Annotated in this window: 8 protein-coding genes (1 of these 8 only partly in view); 1 reads left to right on the top strand and 7 read right to left on the bottom strand. The window is 75.5% G+C overall.

All coding sequences use genetic code 11. The annotated features are described in order from the left end of the window. Positions 1 to 82: 82 nt before the first annotated feature. From IF06_RS0103405 to IF06_RS0103390, 4 genes are read right to left on the bottom strand one after another with little or no spacing between them, the layout of a single operon-like run. Entirely contained in the window at positions 83 to 2146 is a 2064-nt protein-coding gene (locus IF06_RS0103405) for a 2-oxo acid dehydrogenase subunit E2 (protein ID WP_030268925.1), read from the bottom strand. Beyond that, a complete protein-coding gene (locus IF06_RS0103400) occupies positions 2143 to 3045 on the bottom strand; it encodes a thiamine pyrophosphate-dependent dehydrogenase E1 component subunit alpha (RefSeq protein WP_030268923.1) in 903 nt (300 codons plus the stop codon). The genes IF06_RS0103405 and IF06_RS0103400 overlap by 4 nt, the downstream gene beginning before the upstream one ends. After that, a complete protein-coding gene (locus IF06_RS0103395; RefSeq protein WP_232236612.1) occupies positions 3042 to 3281 on the bottom strand; it encodes an acyl carrier protein in 240 nt (79 codons plus the stop codon). The genes IF06_RS0103400 and IF06_RS0103395 overlap by 4 nt, the downstream gene beginning before the upstream one ends. Beyond that, a complete protein-coding gene (locus IF06_RS0103390; protein ID WP_013285810.1) occupies positions 3278 to 4288 on the bottom strand; it encodes a 3-oxoacyl-[acyl-carrier-protein] synthase III C-terminal domain-containing protein in 1011 nt (336 codons plus the stop codon). Before IF06_RS0103390 ends, IF06_RS0103395 begins: the two co-directional genes overlap by 4 nt. A 45-nt stretch (positions 4289 to 4333) precedes the next feature. Here IF06_RS0103390 and IF06_RS0103385 point away from each other — a divergent pair, with 45 nt between their 5' ends. Then, complete coding sequence (locus IF06_RS0103385; protein WP_030268917.1) at positions 4334 to 6649, top strand: lantibiotic dehydratase; 2316 nt, start codon at positions 4334 to 4336, stop codon at positions 6647 to 6649. On the opposite strand, the gene IF06_RS0103380 is transcribed toward IF06_RS0103385, so the two are convergent. The 3 genes in view from IF06_RS0103380 to IF06_RS0103370 are tightly spaced (each overlapping or abutting the next) and all read right to left on the bottom strand, a layout consistent with a single transcriptional unit that may run on beyond the window. After that, a complete protein-coding gene (locus tag IF06_RS0103380) occupies positions 6617 to 11923 on the bottom strand; it encodes a non-ribosomal peptide synthetase/MFS transporter (protein WP_030268915.1) in 5307 nt (1768 codons plus the stop codon). The genes IF06_RS0103385 and IF06_RS0103380 overlap by 33 nt on opposite strands. Further along, positions 11920 to 16257 (bottom strand): SDR family NAD(P)-dependent oxidoreductase, encoded by a 4338-nt coding sequence (locus tag IF06_RS0103375; RefSeq protein WP_030268912.1) that lies wholly within the window; start codon positions 16255 to 16257, stop codon positions 11920 to 11922. The genes IF06_RS0103380 and IF06_RS0103375 overlap by 4 nt, the downstream gene beginning before the upstream one ends. Then, positions 16254 to 17001, bottom strand: the end of a protein-coding gene (locus IF06_RS0103370; RefSeq protein WP_030268910.1) for a lantibiotic dehydratase. The gene runs 1568 nt beyond the window's last position; the window shows 748 of its 2316 coding nt (coding positions 1569-2316); its start codon lies beyond the right edge, outside the window; the stop codon is at positions 16254 to 16256. Before IF06_RS0103370 ends, IF06_RS0103375 begins: the two co-directional genes overlap by 4 nt.

Below are 17001 nucleotides of genomic sequence, written 5' to 3'. Positions count from 1 at the left end.
CAGTGAGTCAAATGCGCCCCCGGTGATCACATTCCCGTCCCGGCGAGAGGTAACGCAGGTCACGCGCCCCGGGCGGGCCTCCTCACCGTTGCAGCGCGTCGCCGAGCGCGGCCAGGTACGCCCCGGCCTGCGCCCCGTTGACCAGCCGGTGGTCGTAGGCCAGGCCCAGGTCCGCCACCGTGCGCTCGCGTACCCCGCCGTCGCCGTCGAGCACGACCTCACGGTGCACGTCCGGCACCGACAGGGCACAGGTGACGCCGGGCGGGATGATCGGCCGGGCCACCGTGACGCCGGGTGTGTCGTTGAGCGCGACCAGGACGTTCATGCCGGCCATGTCCTCCTCGCGGAGCCGGCCGCGCAGCGCCTTCATCCGCAGCGCGACCACGGCGTCGGCGAGGTCGCCGAGGTCCAGCCCGGCCGCGTCCCGGATCACCGGCAGGAACAGTCCGGTGCCGACGTCGACGGTGAGCCCGATCGACGGCGCTTCCGCGTCGAGGATCAGGCCGTCGTCGGTGAGCCGGGCGTAGAGAGCGGGGAACCGCTCGTGCAGCGCGGCCACGGCGGCGATGACGACCTCGGTCAGGCCGACCGCGGCGCCGGTCTCGTCGGCGGCGCGGCGGGCGTACGCGAGCGCGGCCGTCACGTCGACGCGCACGGCGGTGAAGGCCACCGGGATCTCCCGGTGCGAGGTGGCCACCACGTCGGCGATGCGGCGCTGTGCGGGTGGCAGCGGCCGTCCCGGCGGCACCGGGGCGGGCACAGCCGGCAGCGGCACCGGGGCGGGCACAGCCGGCAGCGGCACCGGGGCGGGCACGGCCGGCAGCGGCACCGGGGCGGGCAGGATCCGGCCGATGGGTGCGCCCGGCGCACAGTCGGCGCCGACGGCCACGTCCTGGCGCAGCACGCCGGGCTGTGTCGCGGCCAGTTCCTCGATCGCCTTGGACGTCTCGACCGCCGCGACCGGCTCACCGGCCTCGACCGTGGCGCCGTCCACGACCAGCCATTCCAGCAGCACGTAGCTGTCGTCGTTGGGGTTGAGCCGGGGTACGTCCACCGGGACGCCCGACGGCGCCGCCGAGGTCGGATCCGGCGGCGGCGGACCGGCAGGCGAGGAATCGGTGCGCGGCACCGGAACCGCGGCGGGCAGGCGCATGATCTGGTCCAGGATCGCCTCCGTGCCGAGCAGCACTGTCCGTTCCAGGTGCGGCGCGGACGGGATGACCCGGTCGGCGGAGCTGACCAGCTCGACCGGGCCGCGCAGCAGCGGCCAGGCCTCGGCGTGCAGGCGGGCGGCGACCTCGCTCCCCCACGTACCGCCCGCGCTGCTCTCCTCGGCGACGATCACGCCGTGCGCGCCGTCGAGCAGGCCGCGCAGGCCGTCCACGTCCACCGGGTAGAGCCGCGCCGGGACCAGCACCTCGACCGCACGTCCCCGCTCGGCGGCCCGGGTGGCGGCGGCTATCGCCCGGTCGGCGACCCCGCCCGGCGCGATGACGAGCGTGGGCGCGCCGGTGGCGTCCGGGTCGTGGACGCGGGCCCAGTTGCCGTCCGTGCCGCGCAGTTCGAAGGCGAGGCGGTCGTCGACGCGGCCGTCCACGTACCGCCGCCGGGTGTAGAGGACCTTGTCCTCGAACAGCATCGCCGGTTCGTCGCGGCGCAGCGCGGCGGCCAGCACGTCGGCCGCGTCGTGCAGCGGGGACAGCTCGTAGAGCGCGAGGTGCGGGATGCCGATGAAGTGCTTCTGCGGGCTCTGGCTGTGCGTCGCGCCGTAGCCCCGCCCGCCGCCGACCGGGCAGCGGATCACCACCCGCATCGGGGTCCGCTCGCCGTACATGGAGACGGACTTGGTGATCAGGTTGAGGATCGGGTCGAAGGCGAGACCGGCGAAGTCCCCGAACATGATCTCGACGATCACTGTGTCGCCGCACAACGCCAGGCCGCCCGCGACGCCGGTGATGCCGTTCTCGCTCAGCGGCGTCGACAGCACCCGGTCCGGGTAGGCGGTGGAGAGCCCCTGGGTCACCTTGAACGCCCCACCGTACGGGTCGGCGACGTCCTCCCCCAGCAGCCAGGCCCGCTCGTCGGCGGCGAACAGCGCGTGCAGGGCCCGGTTGAGGTTGCGGCTGACCCGTTCGGCGCGCGTCACGCCGCCGCTCCGCGCGCGAGCGGCCGGGCCAGCACCTCGGCCGAGACCTCCGCCACCCGCTGCCGGGCCCGCGCGTCGGCGGCCGCGAACCGCTCCGGGTACGCCTCGGCGTACCGCTGGAGCCAGTCGAGGCGGCGCAGCCGGTCGAGTTCGCCGGCGGGCCGGGTGTCGTCGCCCTTGCTGTGCGGGCCGAGCCGGACCGTGTGCTGCACGAGCACGTGCGGCGTCCGGGTGGCGCGGACCCGCTCGACGTGCGGCGCGGCGGCGGCGCGCACCTCGGTGAGGTCGAGCGATTCGGACTCGCTGACGGTGATGCCGAACCCGGCGACCCGGCCGGCGATGGTGCCGGCGAGCTGCGCGGTGGTCGGGGTGGACTGGGCGATCCGGTTGTGCTCGACCACCACGAGCAGCGGCACCCGCCACAGCGCGGCCATGTTCAGCGCCTCGTAGACAGCGCCCTCGCCCCAGGTCCCGTCGCCGATGTACGCCACCACCATCGCGTCCTGCCCGGCGCGGTTGAGGTGCAGCCCCACGCCGACAGCGGCGGGCAGGCTCTCCCCCTGCACGCCGGTGGACAGGAACCGGTCCCGGCGCAGGTGCTGGCTGCCGCCGTACCCGTGGCACACCCCGCCCTCGCGGCCGAGCAGTTCCGCCAGCAGGCCCGCCGGGTCGCCGCAGTGCGCCAGGTAGTGCCCGTGGCCGCGGTGGTTGCTGAACACGAAGTCGCCGGTCAGCAGCGGGGCCAGCGCGACCGGGACGTACTCCTGGCCGAGGCAGGTGTGCGTGGTGCCGGCGAGGTGACCGTCGGCGTACAGGCGCAGCAGGTGCTCCTCGAAGCGGCGGATGAGCAGCCCCGTGTCGAGGTCGGCGTCGTCGAGCGGGGCCGGGGCGGTTGTCACTCCGGCACACCCCGCTGGGCGAGCAGCGCGCGCAGGTCGGCCACCGACCGCACGGTCCGGATCTCCCGGGGCGTCAGCGAGATCCGGTACGCGTCCTCGACGGCCGCGACGATCTGGAGGTGACGCAGGCTCACCCACGCGGCGCTGGTCGCGGGGCCGGTCTGCGCGTCGACCTGGTCGACGGGCAGTTCCAGCGCGTCGGCGACGAGCCGCACCAGCCGGCTGGACATGCTCATACCTCGATGATCGTACAGGCCCAGTGGGTGCCCCGGCCCAACGAGATCAACGCGACCCGGTCGCCGTCGTGCAGCTCACCGGCGTCGAACAGGCGGCTCAGTCCGAACAGCTGGTCCGCCGCGCCGAGATGCCCGTACTCGGCCGCCAGCTCCCGGTTGGTCCGCTCCGGCGGCACCTTGTGGGCCTCGGCGAGCGACGTCATGGCGCGTTCGTTGTCGGCGACCAGGATCAGCCGCGCCAGGTCGGCGACTGTGACGCCGGCTCGCTCGCAGGCGCGTTCGGTGACCCGCACCATCCGCTCGTCGAGGTGGCGGGCGTACTGCGCGAACTGCTCGGGGTCGTAGTCGAAGAACTCCATCACGTGCCACACGTCGCGGGCGGCGGGCGGCTCGGCGCCGGGTGCGAACGGCGCCGCCGCGCCACCGCCGTCGAGCCGGTAGAACCCGGCGTAGCGGCCGTCGGTGGCCGCCTCGGTGACCTGCCAGCGCAGCCGGGGATGCCCGCGCCGGGCCACTGTGGCCACCGCGCCGTCGGAGAACACCATCGGCTGGGTGTCCATCCGGTTCCAGTACGCCTCGCAGGTCCGGTTCGCGGCCACCACGAGCGCGGTGGCGTACTCCGGGTGGGTGGCGAACTTGCCGGCGACGGTGTCGAGGCTGAGCACACCGGTGGTGCACGCCTGGGTGAGCAGCACCGCTTCGGCGCCGGCCGCGCCGAGCCGGTACGCCAGGTCGGCGGCGGCGTCCCAGTAGAGGTGTTCGGTGAGGTCGGTGACGGCGAGCACCAGCAGGTCCACCTGCGCGGCGGGCAGCGTGGCGGCGTCCAGGGCGCGGCGGGCGGCCCGCTCGGCGAGGTCGGTCAGGCCGACGTCCGGCGCGGCGCGGTGCACCCGCCGGTAGCCGTACCCGAGGACGCGGTTGACGTCGTCGGTGTACTGCGCCACCACGTCGGCGACGGGCGCCGGGTCGCCGAGCGCCTCACCGAAGGACACCAGCCCGAAGCTCATGCTCGACCGTCCCGCCGCAGATCCGCCGCTGCTTACCATTCCCCCATGCCCCGAGAGCATCTCACGTCCCTGCCCGGAACCCGTTGGCACGTATGGCGTTCCGCGTTGCTCCGGTCGGCCGGTTTTCCGGCCGACGGGATGAGCCGGTTCGCCGCTCCGGCGCTCGCGGAGGCGGCCGACCGGCACCTGCGCGGGGACGGCGACGCCGCGGAGTTCGCTGCGGCGTTCGACGCCGCCGCGGCCGACCTCGGGCAGGCGGTCTACGACATCGCCTGCGACGACGCCTTCCGTACGGCGCTGACCTGGCAGAACCCGGCGGTCCTGCTCGCCGTCGACGCGATCCGGCGCGACGGCCCGCACGCCCCGCGCAACCTGCGCCGGCGGCACCGGGAGGAGGTCGTCGCGAAGTACTGGCAGCGGTACTGCCTGAAGAACGACACTGTGGGCTTCTTCGGCCCGATCTGCTGGACCGAGCTGGGCGGCAGCGGTCCGGTCGCGACGGTGCGTCCCGGCGCGGCGCTGACGCGTACCCGGAAGGTGTTCCTGGAGCGGTGGGGCCTGGACGCGCTCGCGGAGGCCTTCGCCCGCGTGCCCGGCGTGCGGGACTGGCTGCCGGTGCGGCTCGCCCCGCACCTGAGCCTGCGCGACCGCGTGCTGCGGCATCCGCACCATCCACCGCAGACGCTCCCGGCGGCGACCGCCGTGCTGCTCGCGCTGGCGCGGCGCGGACCGCGCGTAACCGACCTGGTCGCCGCGCTGCTCGCGGACCCGGCGAGCGGCTTCCGCCGGGCCGCTGACGTGCACGCGCAGCTCGACGACCTGGCCGGGCGCGGCGTGCTGCGGATCGGCTTCGACCTGCCGGTCGACCTCACCGCCGAGGACGCGTTGCGCGAGCAGCTCGCCGCGATCGGCGACGACACGGTCCGCGAGCGGGTGCTCGGCGACCTCGCGACGGTGAGCGACCTGCGCGACGCGGTGGCCGCCGCCGACGGCCCGGACGCGCTGGCCGCGGCGATGTCCGCGTTGGACCGGCGGTTCGTGGAGCTGACCGGCCGGGCCGCGCGGCAGCAGCCCGGCGAGGTGTACGCCGGGCGCACGCTGTGCCACCTGGAGACGGTCCGCGACCTGGACGTCCGCTTCGGTGACGCGCTGCTGGAACGGCTCGCGCCGCTGGAACCGCTGCTGCTGTCGGCGCGGTGGCTGACCGCGGCGATCGGGCAGGCGTACGCCGACGCGCTGGCCGCCCTGTACCGCGACCTCGCGGCGGAGTCGGCCACCGACGACGTGCCGGTGGCCGACCTGTGGTTCCTGGCGCAGGCGGTGGTGTTCGGGGCGGATCCGCCCGCCGCCGCCGTCACCGCCGAGTTCCTGGACCGGTGGGCGACGGTGCTCGGCCTGGCCGACGCCGACTCCGACGCCCGGGAGCTGCGGTTCGACGCCGCCGCGCTGACCGAGCGGGTCGCCGTCGCGTTCCCCGCCGACGCGCCCGGCTGGGCCGCCGCCCGCATCCACAGCCCGGACGTGCACGTGTGCGCCCCGGACGAGGCGGCGCTGCTGCGCGGGGACTTCACAGTCGTGCTCGGCGAGCTGCACGTGGCCCTGGCCGCGTTCGACACGCACTTCTTCGCGTACGGGCACCCGGACCCGCAGCGGCTGCGCGACGGGATGCGCGCCGACCTGCCCGGCGGCCGGGTCCGGCTGCTGCCGCCGGTGGACTGGCCCCGGCACACCGCCCGGATCGCGGAGTGGCTGCACGGGCCCGGCGACGCACAGCTCGGGTTCGTCGACGCTCCCGGCGCCGACCCGGACCGCCTCGTGCCGATCACCACCCTGACCGTGCGGCCGGACGACGACGGCACGCTGACCGCGCACGCCGACGACGGGCGGCGGTGGCCGCTGCTGGAGGTGTTCGCGCCGCTGTTCGACTACCAGGTGTTCGACACGTGGAAGCTGGCCGGCAACGCCGGGCGCACGCCGCGCGTCACAGTCGACGACCTGGTGCTGGTCCGCGAGACGTGGCGCACCACTGTGGGCGAGACCGGCCTGCACACGGTCAAGGGCGAGCGGGAACGCTACCTCGCGGTACGGCGCTGGCGGCTCGCGCTCGGCCTGCCCGAGCGGATCTTCGTGCGGGTCGACACCGAACTCAAACCCAGCTATGTGGACCTGACCAGCGGCGTCTACACCCGGCTGCTGTGCACGCTGCTGCGCGGCGCGCACACCAAGGGCGGCGACGGGGTCGGACTCACAGTCACCGAGCTGCTGCCCGGCCCGGACGACGCCTGGCTGACCGACGGGTCCGGCCGGGCGTACGCCTCGGAACTGCGGCTACAGATCGTCGACCCGGCGCAGGTGCGGTAGCCACTCGGTGGCGTCCGCCGGCGCGTCGGGGGTCTCGGTGTCGAACAGGCGCAACCGGCGTACGCCGTAGGCGCCGAGCGCCACCACGGCCAGGGCCAGCCCGGACACCACGAACGCGAACCCGAGTCCACGGCCGGGGCCGGTTCCGATCAACGCGCCGACGCTGCCGGCCAGCGCGCCGCCGGGGGCGAACATCGGTTCCAGCAGCGACCCGCTCAGCGGCACCAGCACGGCGAAGCCCAGCGGCAGCGTCGCCCAGGTCAGCGTCTGGATGATCGCCAGCACCCGGCCGTGGAACCGCTGCGGCACCTTCACCTGGATGATCGACAGGTAGATGCCGTTGTGCAGGCCCAGGCCCAGTCCCACGCCGAAGCTGCCGAGCGCCACCAGCAGCAGGCTCGGGCGAACGCCGCTGAGCACCAGGCTGACCGCCACGCCGAACGCGATGGCGATCAGCGCGGGCATCCGGCGCCGGGTCGGGCCGCCCCACACCGCGATGGCGAGTCCACCGAGGACGGCGCCGAGCGCCTCGGCGAACGCCACGGTGCCGACCTGGCCCATCGTGCCGAACGCGAGCACCATCGGCGGCACCAGCAGAAGGCTCGCCAGGCACAGGTTGTAGAGCGAGAAGAAGCCCAGCATGGCCCGGAAGCCCGGCTCGGCCCACGTCATCCGCGCCCCGCCGATCAGCTCGGCCAGGAACGGCTCCTTGCGGCGCCGGCCGAGCAGGTCGGGGAACCGCACCGCGGCCAGCACACCGATCGCCACCACGTAGCTGACGATGTCGATGACCAGGACGCCGGCCAGGCCGATCGCGGCGAGCAGGCCCGCCGCCAGCAGCGGCACCGCGAGCGAGCTGAGCCCGACCGCGAGCTGCGCGATGCCGTTGGCGTGCCCCAGGTAGCGTTTCGGCACCACTTGCGGGATCGCGGCCAGGTAGGTGATGCGTTGGAACACCGACGCCGCGCCGAGCACGCACACGAGCGTGTAGACGGCCGCCAGTCCCAGCCGGTCGGTCCAGAGCAGCAGCGCCAGCAGCGCCTCCGCTGTCACCGCCGTCGCGCACGCGGCCAGCAGCACGCGGCGCCTGTCGAACCGGTCCGCGACCGCGCCGGCGACCGGCAGCGCCAGCAGCGCCGGCAGGTAGGCGATCACCCCGGACAGGCCGAACCACAGCATCGACCCGGTCTCCAGGTAGACCCAGACCGGCACCGCCCACTGGGTCAGCGCCGAGCCGGTCGACGAGATGAGCTGGCTGGCGGTGATGGCCAGGAACCGGCGTACGCCCGGTTGCACGCCGGTCTCGGCGGTGACCGGATCGGTGCTGGTGGCCGCCAGTGCCCAGCCGTTACCGGCGAGCTGTCGCGGCGCGGCGGACGGCTCGGCGAGCCGGGGATGGGTACGGGTGAGCACCTCGGCGAGCGCCTCGGCCCGCTGCTTGACGAAGTAGTGCCCGGCCTCGTCCAGCACCACGAGCGCTGTGGACTCGCCGAGGAAGCTCCACTCGCGGTACCGCTCCTCGTAGTACTCGGTGAGCACGTCGTGGGTACCGACGACGGAGATCACCGGTGCGGGCACCCGGACCGGCTCGCCGTCCAGCCACTCGGTGAACCGCTCCTGCGCCTCGGCGGCCTCCCGGCGTACGTGGTGCACGAACCGGTCGACCTGCGCCTGGTCCAGGTCGGCCAGTTCCGCGCCGATCGAGCGCAGGAACGTCTCGTACCGCCGGTCCGCGCCCCGGGAGTCGGCCCAGTCGACGAGCCGGCCGAGCATGTTGTCCGGCCGGGCGGTGGGGAACACGCCACCGGCGTAGATCGCCTCGATCGGGCGTCCCCGCTCGTGCAGCCGCCGGGCGATGCCGGTCAGCAGCGCGCCGCCGACGCAGTGGCCGTACAGGACCAGCGGGCCGTCCACCCGCTCCTGGATCTCGGTCACGCACCGCTCGACCAGTTCGTCGAAGGGCAGCTCGGTGTCGCGGACGCCGACGTCGTGGCCGGGGATCGCCACGGAGAACAGCGTGTGCCCGGCCGGCAGCGCGTCCGCGAGCGGCTGGTAGATGCTGGCGAGCCCGCCGCCGTACGGCACGCACACGTACGAGCGCACCCGCTGGTCCGCCGGGACCGGCCGGGTCAGCTCGTACAGCAGCGGACGCTGCCGCTCGCCCTCCGCCGGGGCGTCGATCAGCGCGGCCAGCCCCTGCACCGTCGGGTGCGCGAACACGTCCATCACGCCGACGTCGACCTGCCCGTACGCCTCGCGCAGCAGCGCCAGCATCCGGATCGCCAGCAGCGAGTGACCGCCCAGCTCGAAGAAGTCGTCGTCCAGGCCGACCTCGGGCACGCCGAGGACGTCGCGCCAGGTGGCGGCGACGGTCTGCTCGACCGGGGTCACCGGGGGACGGCGCTGCGCGGGGGCGACGCTGGACGAGGGTGCGGGCAGCGCGGCGGTGTCGAGTTTGCCGTTCGCGGACAGCGGCAGCGCGTCGAGCGTGACGAACGCCGACGGCACCATGTACTCGGGCAGCCGCCGCTTCAGCGCCGCCCGCAGCTCCGCCGGGTCCGGGGCCTCGCCCGTCAGGTACGCCACGAGACGCTGCTCGGCGGGCGTGGCGCCGCGCACGACGACGGCCGCGGAGCCGACGCCCGGCTGTTCGCGCAGCACCGCGGCGATCTCCCCCAGCTCGATCCGCAGGCCCCGCAGTTTCACCTGGTCGTCGATGCGGCCGAGGAACTCCAGCGTCCCGTCGGTACGCCAGCGGGCCAGGTCGCCGGTGGCGTACAGCCGGCCGCCGGGCTCGCCGAACGGGTCGGGGACGAACGAGGCGGCGGTGAGTCCGGGGCGGTTCAGGTAGCCGCGGGCCACCTGCACGCCGCCGAGGTGCAGCTGCCCGGCCACGCCGGCCGGGACCGGGCGCATCGCCTCGTCGAGCACGTAGGTGCGGACGTTGCGGATCGGCCCGCCGATCGGCACCCGGGTCACGCCGGTCAGCGCGTCGGGCGTGGCCGCCCAGGCGGTGACGTCGATCGCCGCCTCGGTGGGTCCGTACAGGTTGTGCAGCGCCGCGGACGGGATCGCGGTCACGGCGCGGCGGGCCAGGTCGGCGGGCAGTTCCTCGCCGCTGCACACGATCCGCCGCAGCGACCCGCAGCGGGCCGGGTCGGCCGGGCCGGCGGCGGACAGGAACGCGTCGAGCATCGACGGCACGAAGTGGACCGTGGTGATCCGCTCCCGTTCGATCAGCTCCCGCAGGTACGCCGGGTCGCGGTGCCCGCCCGGCGCGGCCAGCACCAGCCGCGCGCCCACGAGCAGCGGCCAGAACACCTCCCACACCGACACGTCGAACCCGATCGGCGTCTTGTGCAGTACCGCGTCGTCCGGTCCGAGCCCGAAGGCGTCCTGCATCCAGTCGAGCCGGTTGACGATCGCGGCGTGCTCGTTGACCACGCCCTTCGGCCGCCCGGCGGAGCCCGACGTGTAGATCACGTACGCCGCGTTCCCCGGTCCGGCGGCAGTGCCCCCGGCGGTGCGCGGCCGGTCCGGCGCGGTCAGCGGCAGCACTGTGCCCGGGACGGTCAGCCCGTCGGGCAGCTCGTCGGCCAGCAGCACCCCGGCGCCGGCGTCGGCGAGCATGAAGGCCAGCCGCTGCGGCGGGTGGTCCGGGTCCAGCGGCAGGTACGCCGCACCGGCCCGGTGGATGCCGAGCAGCCCGGCGATCAGGCGGCGGGAGCGGGGCTCGTGGATCGCGACCACCGACTCCGGTCCCACGCCGTGCGCGACCAGCCGCGACGCCACCTGCTCGGCGGCGTCGGACAGCTGGGCGTACGTCATCCGGGTATCGCCGTCGACCAGCGCGACCGCGTCCGGCGTACGGCGGGCCTGGGCGTCGAACAGCTCCGCCAGCGTGGTCCGGCGCACCGGGGCGGCGGTGGCGTTCCAGCCGGTCACGACCGCGGCGTGCTCGGCGTCCGGCATGACCGGCAGCGCGCTGACCCGGGTCCGGGGCGCGGCCACGGCCGCGGCGAACAGCAGCAGGTAGCGGTCCGCGAACGCCTCCATCGCGGCGCGCTCGAACAGCGCGGTGCGGTACTCCAGCCGCAGCTCGTCCCCGGCGATCTCCAGCGACAGGTCGTCCATGGCGCCGCCGAACGCCTCACCCCGGCCGGTAGGCAGGTGGTGGAACGTGAGCTGGTAGAGCGGCGGTACGCCCGGGTCGCGTCGTACCGCCAGCTCCTCGACGAGCTTCTGGAACGGCATGTCCTGGTGGTCCCAGGCGTCGAGCACGACCCGGCGGACCCGGCGCACGAGCGTCAGGAACGGTGGATCGCCCGACACGTCGACGCGCAGCACCAGCATGTTCATGAACATGCCGAGCAGCGGTTCCAGCTCGGCCCGGTCCCGGCCGGCCACCGGCATGCCGACCACCACGTCGTCGCTTCCGGACAGCCGGTGCAGCAGCGCCACGTAGGCGGCCAGCTGCACCATGAACGGGGTCGCGGCGGCCTGCTGGGACAGCTCCGGCAGCGCCGCCGTCACGGGCCCGGGCAGCGTCCGGCGGACGTCGGCGCCGTCGAACGTGAGCGTCGCCGGGCGCGGCCGGTCGGTGGTCAGCGCGTGCACGGCGGGCAGGCCGGTCAGCGCCTCCCGCCAGTGGTCGCGCAGCTCGTCCCACCGGGGCCCGTCGAGGCGGTCGCGTTCCCAGGCCGCGTAGTCGGCGTACTGGATCGGCAGTTCGGGCAGGTCCGGCGCGCGGCCCGCGACGGCGGCGGCGCACAGCTCGGTCAGCTCGGCGCGCAGGTGCAGCAGGGACGTGCCGTCGAGGATGACGTGGTGCCCGGCGAACAGCAGCCACCAGGTGTCCGGGTCGAGCCGCAGCAGCCGGGCCCGCCACAGCGGGGCCGCGTCCATCGGCAGGTCGAGGCGGGCGTACTCGGCGACGATCCGGGCGCGGGCGGCGTCCCGCTCCGGCCCGGGCAGCGCGGACAGGTCGGTGACCGGCAACTCCACCGGGACCGTGGGGTGGATGTCCTGGTAGAGCCGTCCGTCGTGCAGGCGCAGCGTGGTGCGCATGGCCTCGTGCCGGTCGGTGACCGTCCGCAGCGCGGCGAGCGCCTGCTCCGGCCCGGTGCCCGCCGGCAGGGTGACCGCGTCGGTCATCGTGAACAGCGGTTGCCCGGGGCTGAGCTGGGCGGTGAACCAGACCCGCTCCTGGGCGTACGAGGCGGGAACGGTGTAGACGTCGTCCACCGGCGTGACGTCGTGGCGTGACTCGGTCATCCCGGCCGTCCCGGTCGGCGCAGGCGCGGGATGGGTGCCTCGGCCGGCGGGGCGGCGCGCAGCGACTCGATCCGGGCGGCCATCGCCGCGACGGTGGGCGCGTCGAACAGCACCCGCATGGACAGCCGGGCGCCCACCGCCTGCCGGATGCGCAGCACCAGCTGGGCGGCCACGAGCGAGGTGCCGCCGAGCCGGAAGAAGTCGTCGTGCGGGCCGACCTCGGTCACGCCCAGCACGTCACGCCAGATCCGGGCGACGGTGTCCTGCAGGTCGCCGTCGGCGGCGGTCACCGTCGAGGCGGTGGCCGCCGTGGTCGCGGCGAGCCGCCGCTCGTGCCCGGCGACCGCCTCCACCGTGTAGGCGCCGATCGCCACCGAGCCGGTCCGTCCCTCGGCGAGGACCCGGCACGCCGCGCGCACCGCCGCGTCCGGGGCCAGCCCGTCGTGGTCGGGTACGCCCTCCTCCCGCCACGCGCCCCAGGCCACCGACAGCACCGGCGACCGCCAGCCGTGCGGGCTGCGCGCGTACGCGTCGAGGTACGCGTTGGCGGCCGTGTCGTCGGCGCGGCCCAGGCCACCGGCGAGCGCGGTCACCGAGGAGCTGAGCAGCACGAAGTCGAGCGGCATATCGCCGAAGACCGCGCGCAGCGCCAGCGTGCCGGTGACCTTCGGCAGCAGTTCGGCTGTCGCCTCGGCCGGCCGCGACCCGGTGGACAGCCCGGTGTCGGGCAGCCGCGCGGCGTGCACGATGCCGTCGAGTCCGCCGAGGTCGTCCTCGATGTCGGCGCGTACCGCCCGCAGCGCGTCCACGTCTGTCACGTCGGCGCGCACGTGGCGGACCTGCGCCCCGGCCCGTTCCAGCGCCTCGACCAGGTCCGGCCGGGCGGTCCGGCCGACCAGCACCAGCCGCGCGCCCCGGCGGGCCAGTTCGGCGGCGAACGCCCCGCCGATCCGGCCCAGTCCGCCGGTGATCAGGTAGCGCCCGCCGTCGCGCACTGCCGGCCCGGCACGCCGGCGCGCCGGTGCCGCCGCGAACCCGCGCGTCCAGCGGCGCCCGCCCAGCCGCAGCGCGACCGCCTCGGCCCGCTCGGCGCCGAGCAGCTCGTCCGCCAGCGCGTCCGCGCCCGGCTCGGCCGGGTCGGCGTCCACCCAGTGGCAGCGCAGTCCCTGACGTTCCAGCGGCACCGAGCGCACCACCCCGGCGACTGTGGCGTGTTCCGGGCGCAGCAGGTCGGAGCCGGTCACGTCGGCCGTCCCGGCGGTCACCACGTCCAGCGTCACGTCAACGGCCGGCAGCGCCTCCAGCAGGGTCAGCAGCGCGAGGTACCCGTGTTCCTGGGCCGCCGTCACGGCGTCGGCGTCCGGGCCGGCCGGGTCGCCGTCGAGCGCCCACGCGTGCACGATCCGGGCGGCCCGGCCGTCGTCGGCGCACTCGTCGAGCAGGCGCTGGTGGTCGGCGACGTTGGCCGGGCGCAGCCGGTAGCCGTCCGGGCGGACCGCGAAGGCCGGTCCGGGACGTACCGCTGTGACGTCCGCGCCGCGCTCGCGCAGCCGGTCCGCGAGCGCCGTGCCGCGCTCCCCGGCGGCGAACAGCAGCAGCGGCCCGGGCGCCTCGACGGGCGCGAGGTCGGGCAGTTGGCGCCAGACCGGCACCTCGGCCACGCCGTCGTCGTACCGCTCGTCGGTGGCCGGTTCGGCGGGCGCGGCCACCGGTTCCGGGTCGATCCAGTACCGGGCGCGCTGGTACGGGTAGCCGGGCAGCGGCACCCGGCGCGGCGTGCCGGAGGCGGGTAGCCGCACCGGCACCCCGGCCGTCCACAGGCGACCGGCCGCCTCGTACGCGGTCTGCCTGTCGGTCAGCCGCTCCCCCGGCGCGGGCAGCGTGCGCAGCGGCGCCCGGGCTCCCGCCGGCAGGCTGAGCCGGGCCAGACCGGCGAGTTGCCGGCCGGGACCGCACTCCAGCAGCAGCCAGTCGTCGGCGGCGCCGGTCGCGGCGAGCGCGGCCACTGTGGTGCCGAACCGCACCGGCCGGCAGAGCTGGTCGGCCCAGTACGCCGGGTCGGTGATCTGCTCGTCGGTGAACGGCGCGGCGGTCGCGGCCGAGAACACCGGCAGGTCCGGCGCCCGGCGCGGCACCGCCGCCACGAGCGCCGCGAACTCGTCGCGCACCGCCGCCAGCAGCGGCACGTGCATCGCGTACGGCGACCGCAGCGGCGTGCAGCCGATGCCGCGCTCGCGCAGGAGGACCTCGGCGGCGGCGACCGGTTCCGGCGCGCCGCCCACCACGCAGGTGTGCGGGCCGTTGCTGATCGCCACCGCGACACCGTCGGGCAGCAGCGCCGCGATCTCGTCGGCGCCGCGCTGCACGGCGAGCATCCGGCCCTCCGGCGCGGCCTGCACGAGGCGGCCCCGGGCGGCGGCGAGCCGCAGCGCGTCCGGCAGGTCGAACACCCCGGCCACGGTCGCGGCGACCAGTTCGCCGACGGAGTGGCCGATCATCGCGGCGGGCGTGACGCCCCAGTGCCGCCACAGCGTCGCCAGCGCGTACTCGACGGCGAACAGCGCGGGCTGCGCCACCGCCGGTCCGGCCAGCCGTTCGTCCGCACCGGGTCCGGCGTCGAAGATCATCCCGTTCGCGTCCCAGCCGAGGATCGCGGCGCACTCGTCCACGGCGGCGGCGAACACCGGCTCGGTAGCGGCCAGGTGCGCGCCCATGCCGGGGTGCTGCGCGCCCTGGCCGGGCAGGAGCAGGCCCACCCGGGGCGGCGCGGCGGCGTCCCCGGTGGCGCGGCGTTTCGGGTCGGTGAGCGCCGCTGCCGCCCGGCCCCGATCCACGGCGACGACGGCGGCCCGGTGCCGGTGCGCCGGCCGGCCCTCCCGCAGCGTGTACGCCACGTCGCGCAGCTCCACATCGGGCGCGCCGGTGAGCCGCTCGGCCAGCCGGGCACAGGCAGCGGCCAGCGCGTCGGGGGTCGCGGCGGACACCTGGAGCAGCTCGCCGCCGCCGTGATCCGGCTCCGGGGGTACGCGCGGCGGCGCCTCCTGGAGCACCAGGTGCGCGTTGGTGCCGCCGAGGCCGAGCGAGCTGACGCCGGCCCGCAGCGGTCGCTGGTCCTCGGGCTCCCACTTGGTCAGCGTGGACACCACGTAGAACGGGCTCGCCTCGATGTCGATGTCCGGGTGCGGCCGGTCGTGGTTGACTGTGGGCGGGATGAGCCGGTGCCGCATCGACAGCACGGTCTTGATCAGGCCGATCACGCCGCCGGCCGCGCTGAGGTGACCGATGTTGGCCTTCGTGGAACCGACGCCGCACCAGCCGCGCTCGGCGGTGCGCCGCCCGTACGCCGTGCTCAGCGCCGCCAGCTCGATCGAGTCGCCGAGGACGGTGCCGGTGCCGTGCGCCTCGACGTACCCCACCGAACGCGGGGCGACGCCGGCCACCGCGAGCGCCTGCGTGACCACCTCCACCTGACCGGTGACGCTCGGCGCGGTGAAGCTCGCCTTGGCCGAGCCGTCGTTGTTCACCGCGTTGCCGATGACCAGCGCCCTGATGTCGTCGCCGTCGGCGAGCGCGTCGGAGAGCCGCTTGAGCACGACCACGCCGACGCCGCTGCCGTAGACGGTGCCGTCGGCGTCCGCGTCGAACGGGCGGCAGTGCCCGTCGGCGGAGGTGTAGCCCTCGTCGGCGACGTACCCGACGCCGTGCGGCAGTTCCACGCACACGCCGCCGGCGAGCGCCGTGTCGCACTCGCCGCTGCGCAGCGCCTCGGCGGCCAGGTGCACCGCGACGAGCGACGACGAGCAGGCGGTCTGCACCGTCATCGCCGGCCCGCGCAGGCCGAGCCGGAACGCGACGGTGCTGGCCAGGTAGTCCGGCTTGTTGCCGAGCGACACGCGCAGCTCACCGGCGTCCGCGAGCGCCCGCGGGTTCCGCCGGACGTTCAGCCACTGGTACAGGTCGGCGTTGCCGCCCGCGTACACGCCGATCTCGCCGTCGTAGCGGGCCGGGTCGCAGCCCGCGTCGGTGAGCGCGGCGTGCGCGTGTTCCAGGAACAGCCGCTGCTGCGGGTCGGTCAGCTCCGCGTCGCGGGGGCTCATTCCGAACAGCTCCGCGTCGAACCGGTCCACGCCGTCGAGCACGGCGGCCACCGGCACGTACGCCGGGTCGTCGAGCTGCTCCGCCGGGACGCCCCGGGCCAGCAGCTCCGCGCGGGTGAACCGGGTGAGCGACTCGGCGCCGACGACCAGGTTGCGCCAGAACTCCTCCGCCGACGCCGCCCCCGGCACGCGCAGGCTGAGCCCGACGATCGCGATCGGCTCCACTGTCTCGTTCACGCCATGACCTCCGGCTCGGCCGAATCGCTGATGTGCAGGCGCAGTTCGCTCACGTAGCGGCGGCCCGCGCGGTCGGGCAGCCACGCCTGCCCGAGCGCCGGCAGCAGCTCCGACACGGTCACCGCCACGTCGTCGCCGCCGGCCCGCCGGGCGGCGCGCAGCAGCAGGCAGAGCCGGTTGGCGTAGAGCGGGCTGGTCAGGTCCACGTAGGTGGGCTTGAGTTCGGTGGCCACCCGGACGAAGACCCGTTCCGGCAGGCCCAGCGTGGCCCGCCAGCGGCGTACCGCGAGGTAGCGCCGCGCCTGGTCGACGGCGTCGGCCAGGCCGGTCGCCCCGACAGTGGTGCGCCAGGTCTCCCGGGCCAGCACCAGCCGGTCGACTGTCACCCGGGGGCTGTGCGGGCGGTCGGTCATCAGCTTGAACGCGTCACCGGCGTGCACCGCGATCAGGTCGGAGAACACCTCGACGAGTGGCCAGCGCGTGCCGTCCGGGCCGGTCGCCACCAGGACCCCGTCCACCTCGGACACGATCGCCGCGTTCGCCGGCACGAGCCGGTCGCGCGGCGCGCCGGGCGCGTCGGCGAACGCGAGCCGGTGGTCGTCCGGCCCGTGCAGGGACGCGGACAGCCGCCCGCCGACGCGGGGGAAGTCGACCGGGTAGAGCGGGCGCAGCCGTCCCGGGCCCAGGTCGGCCGCGTACGCGCGCCGCAGCCGGTCCACGTCGGGGTGACAGTGGGTGAACAGC

Source organism: Micromonospora globosa (assembly GCF_000717585.1).
GTDB classification, from domain to species: domain Bacteria; phylum Actinomycetota; class Actinomycetes; order Mycobacteriales; family Micromonosporaceae; genus Micromonospora; species Micromonospora aurantiaca.
Note: the sequence above shows the minus strand (reverse complement) of the source record. Positions and strands in the feature narration are given on the sequence as shown.

Excerpts from the sequence above, each read along its gene's own strand:
- IF06_RS0103390 (WP_013285810.1), bottom strand. The coding sequence starts at position 4,288 with ATGAGCTTCGGGCTGGTGTCCTTCGGTGAGGCGCTCGGCGACCCGGCG.
- IF06_RS0103395 (WP_232236612.1), bottom strand. The coding sequence starts at position 3,281 with ATGAGCATGTCCAGCCGGCTGGTGCGGCTCGTCGCCGACGCGCTGGAA.
- IF06_RS0103385 (WP_030268917.1), top strand. The coding sequence starts at position 4,334 with ATGCCCCGAGAGCATCTCACGTCCCTGCCCGGAACCCGTTGGCACGTA.
- IF06_RS0103380 (WP_030268915.1), bottom strand. The coding sequence starts at position 11,923 with ATGACCGAGTCACGCCACGACGTCACGCCGGTGGACGACGTCTACACC.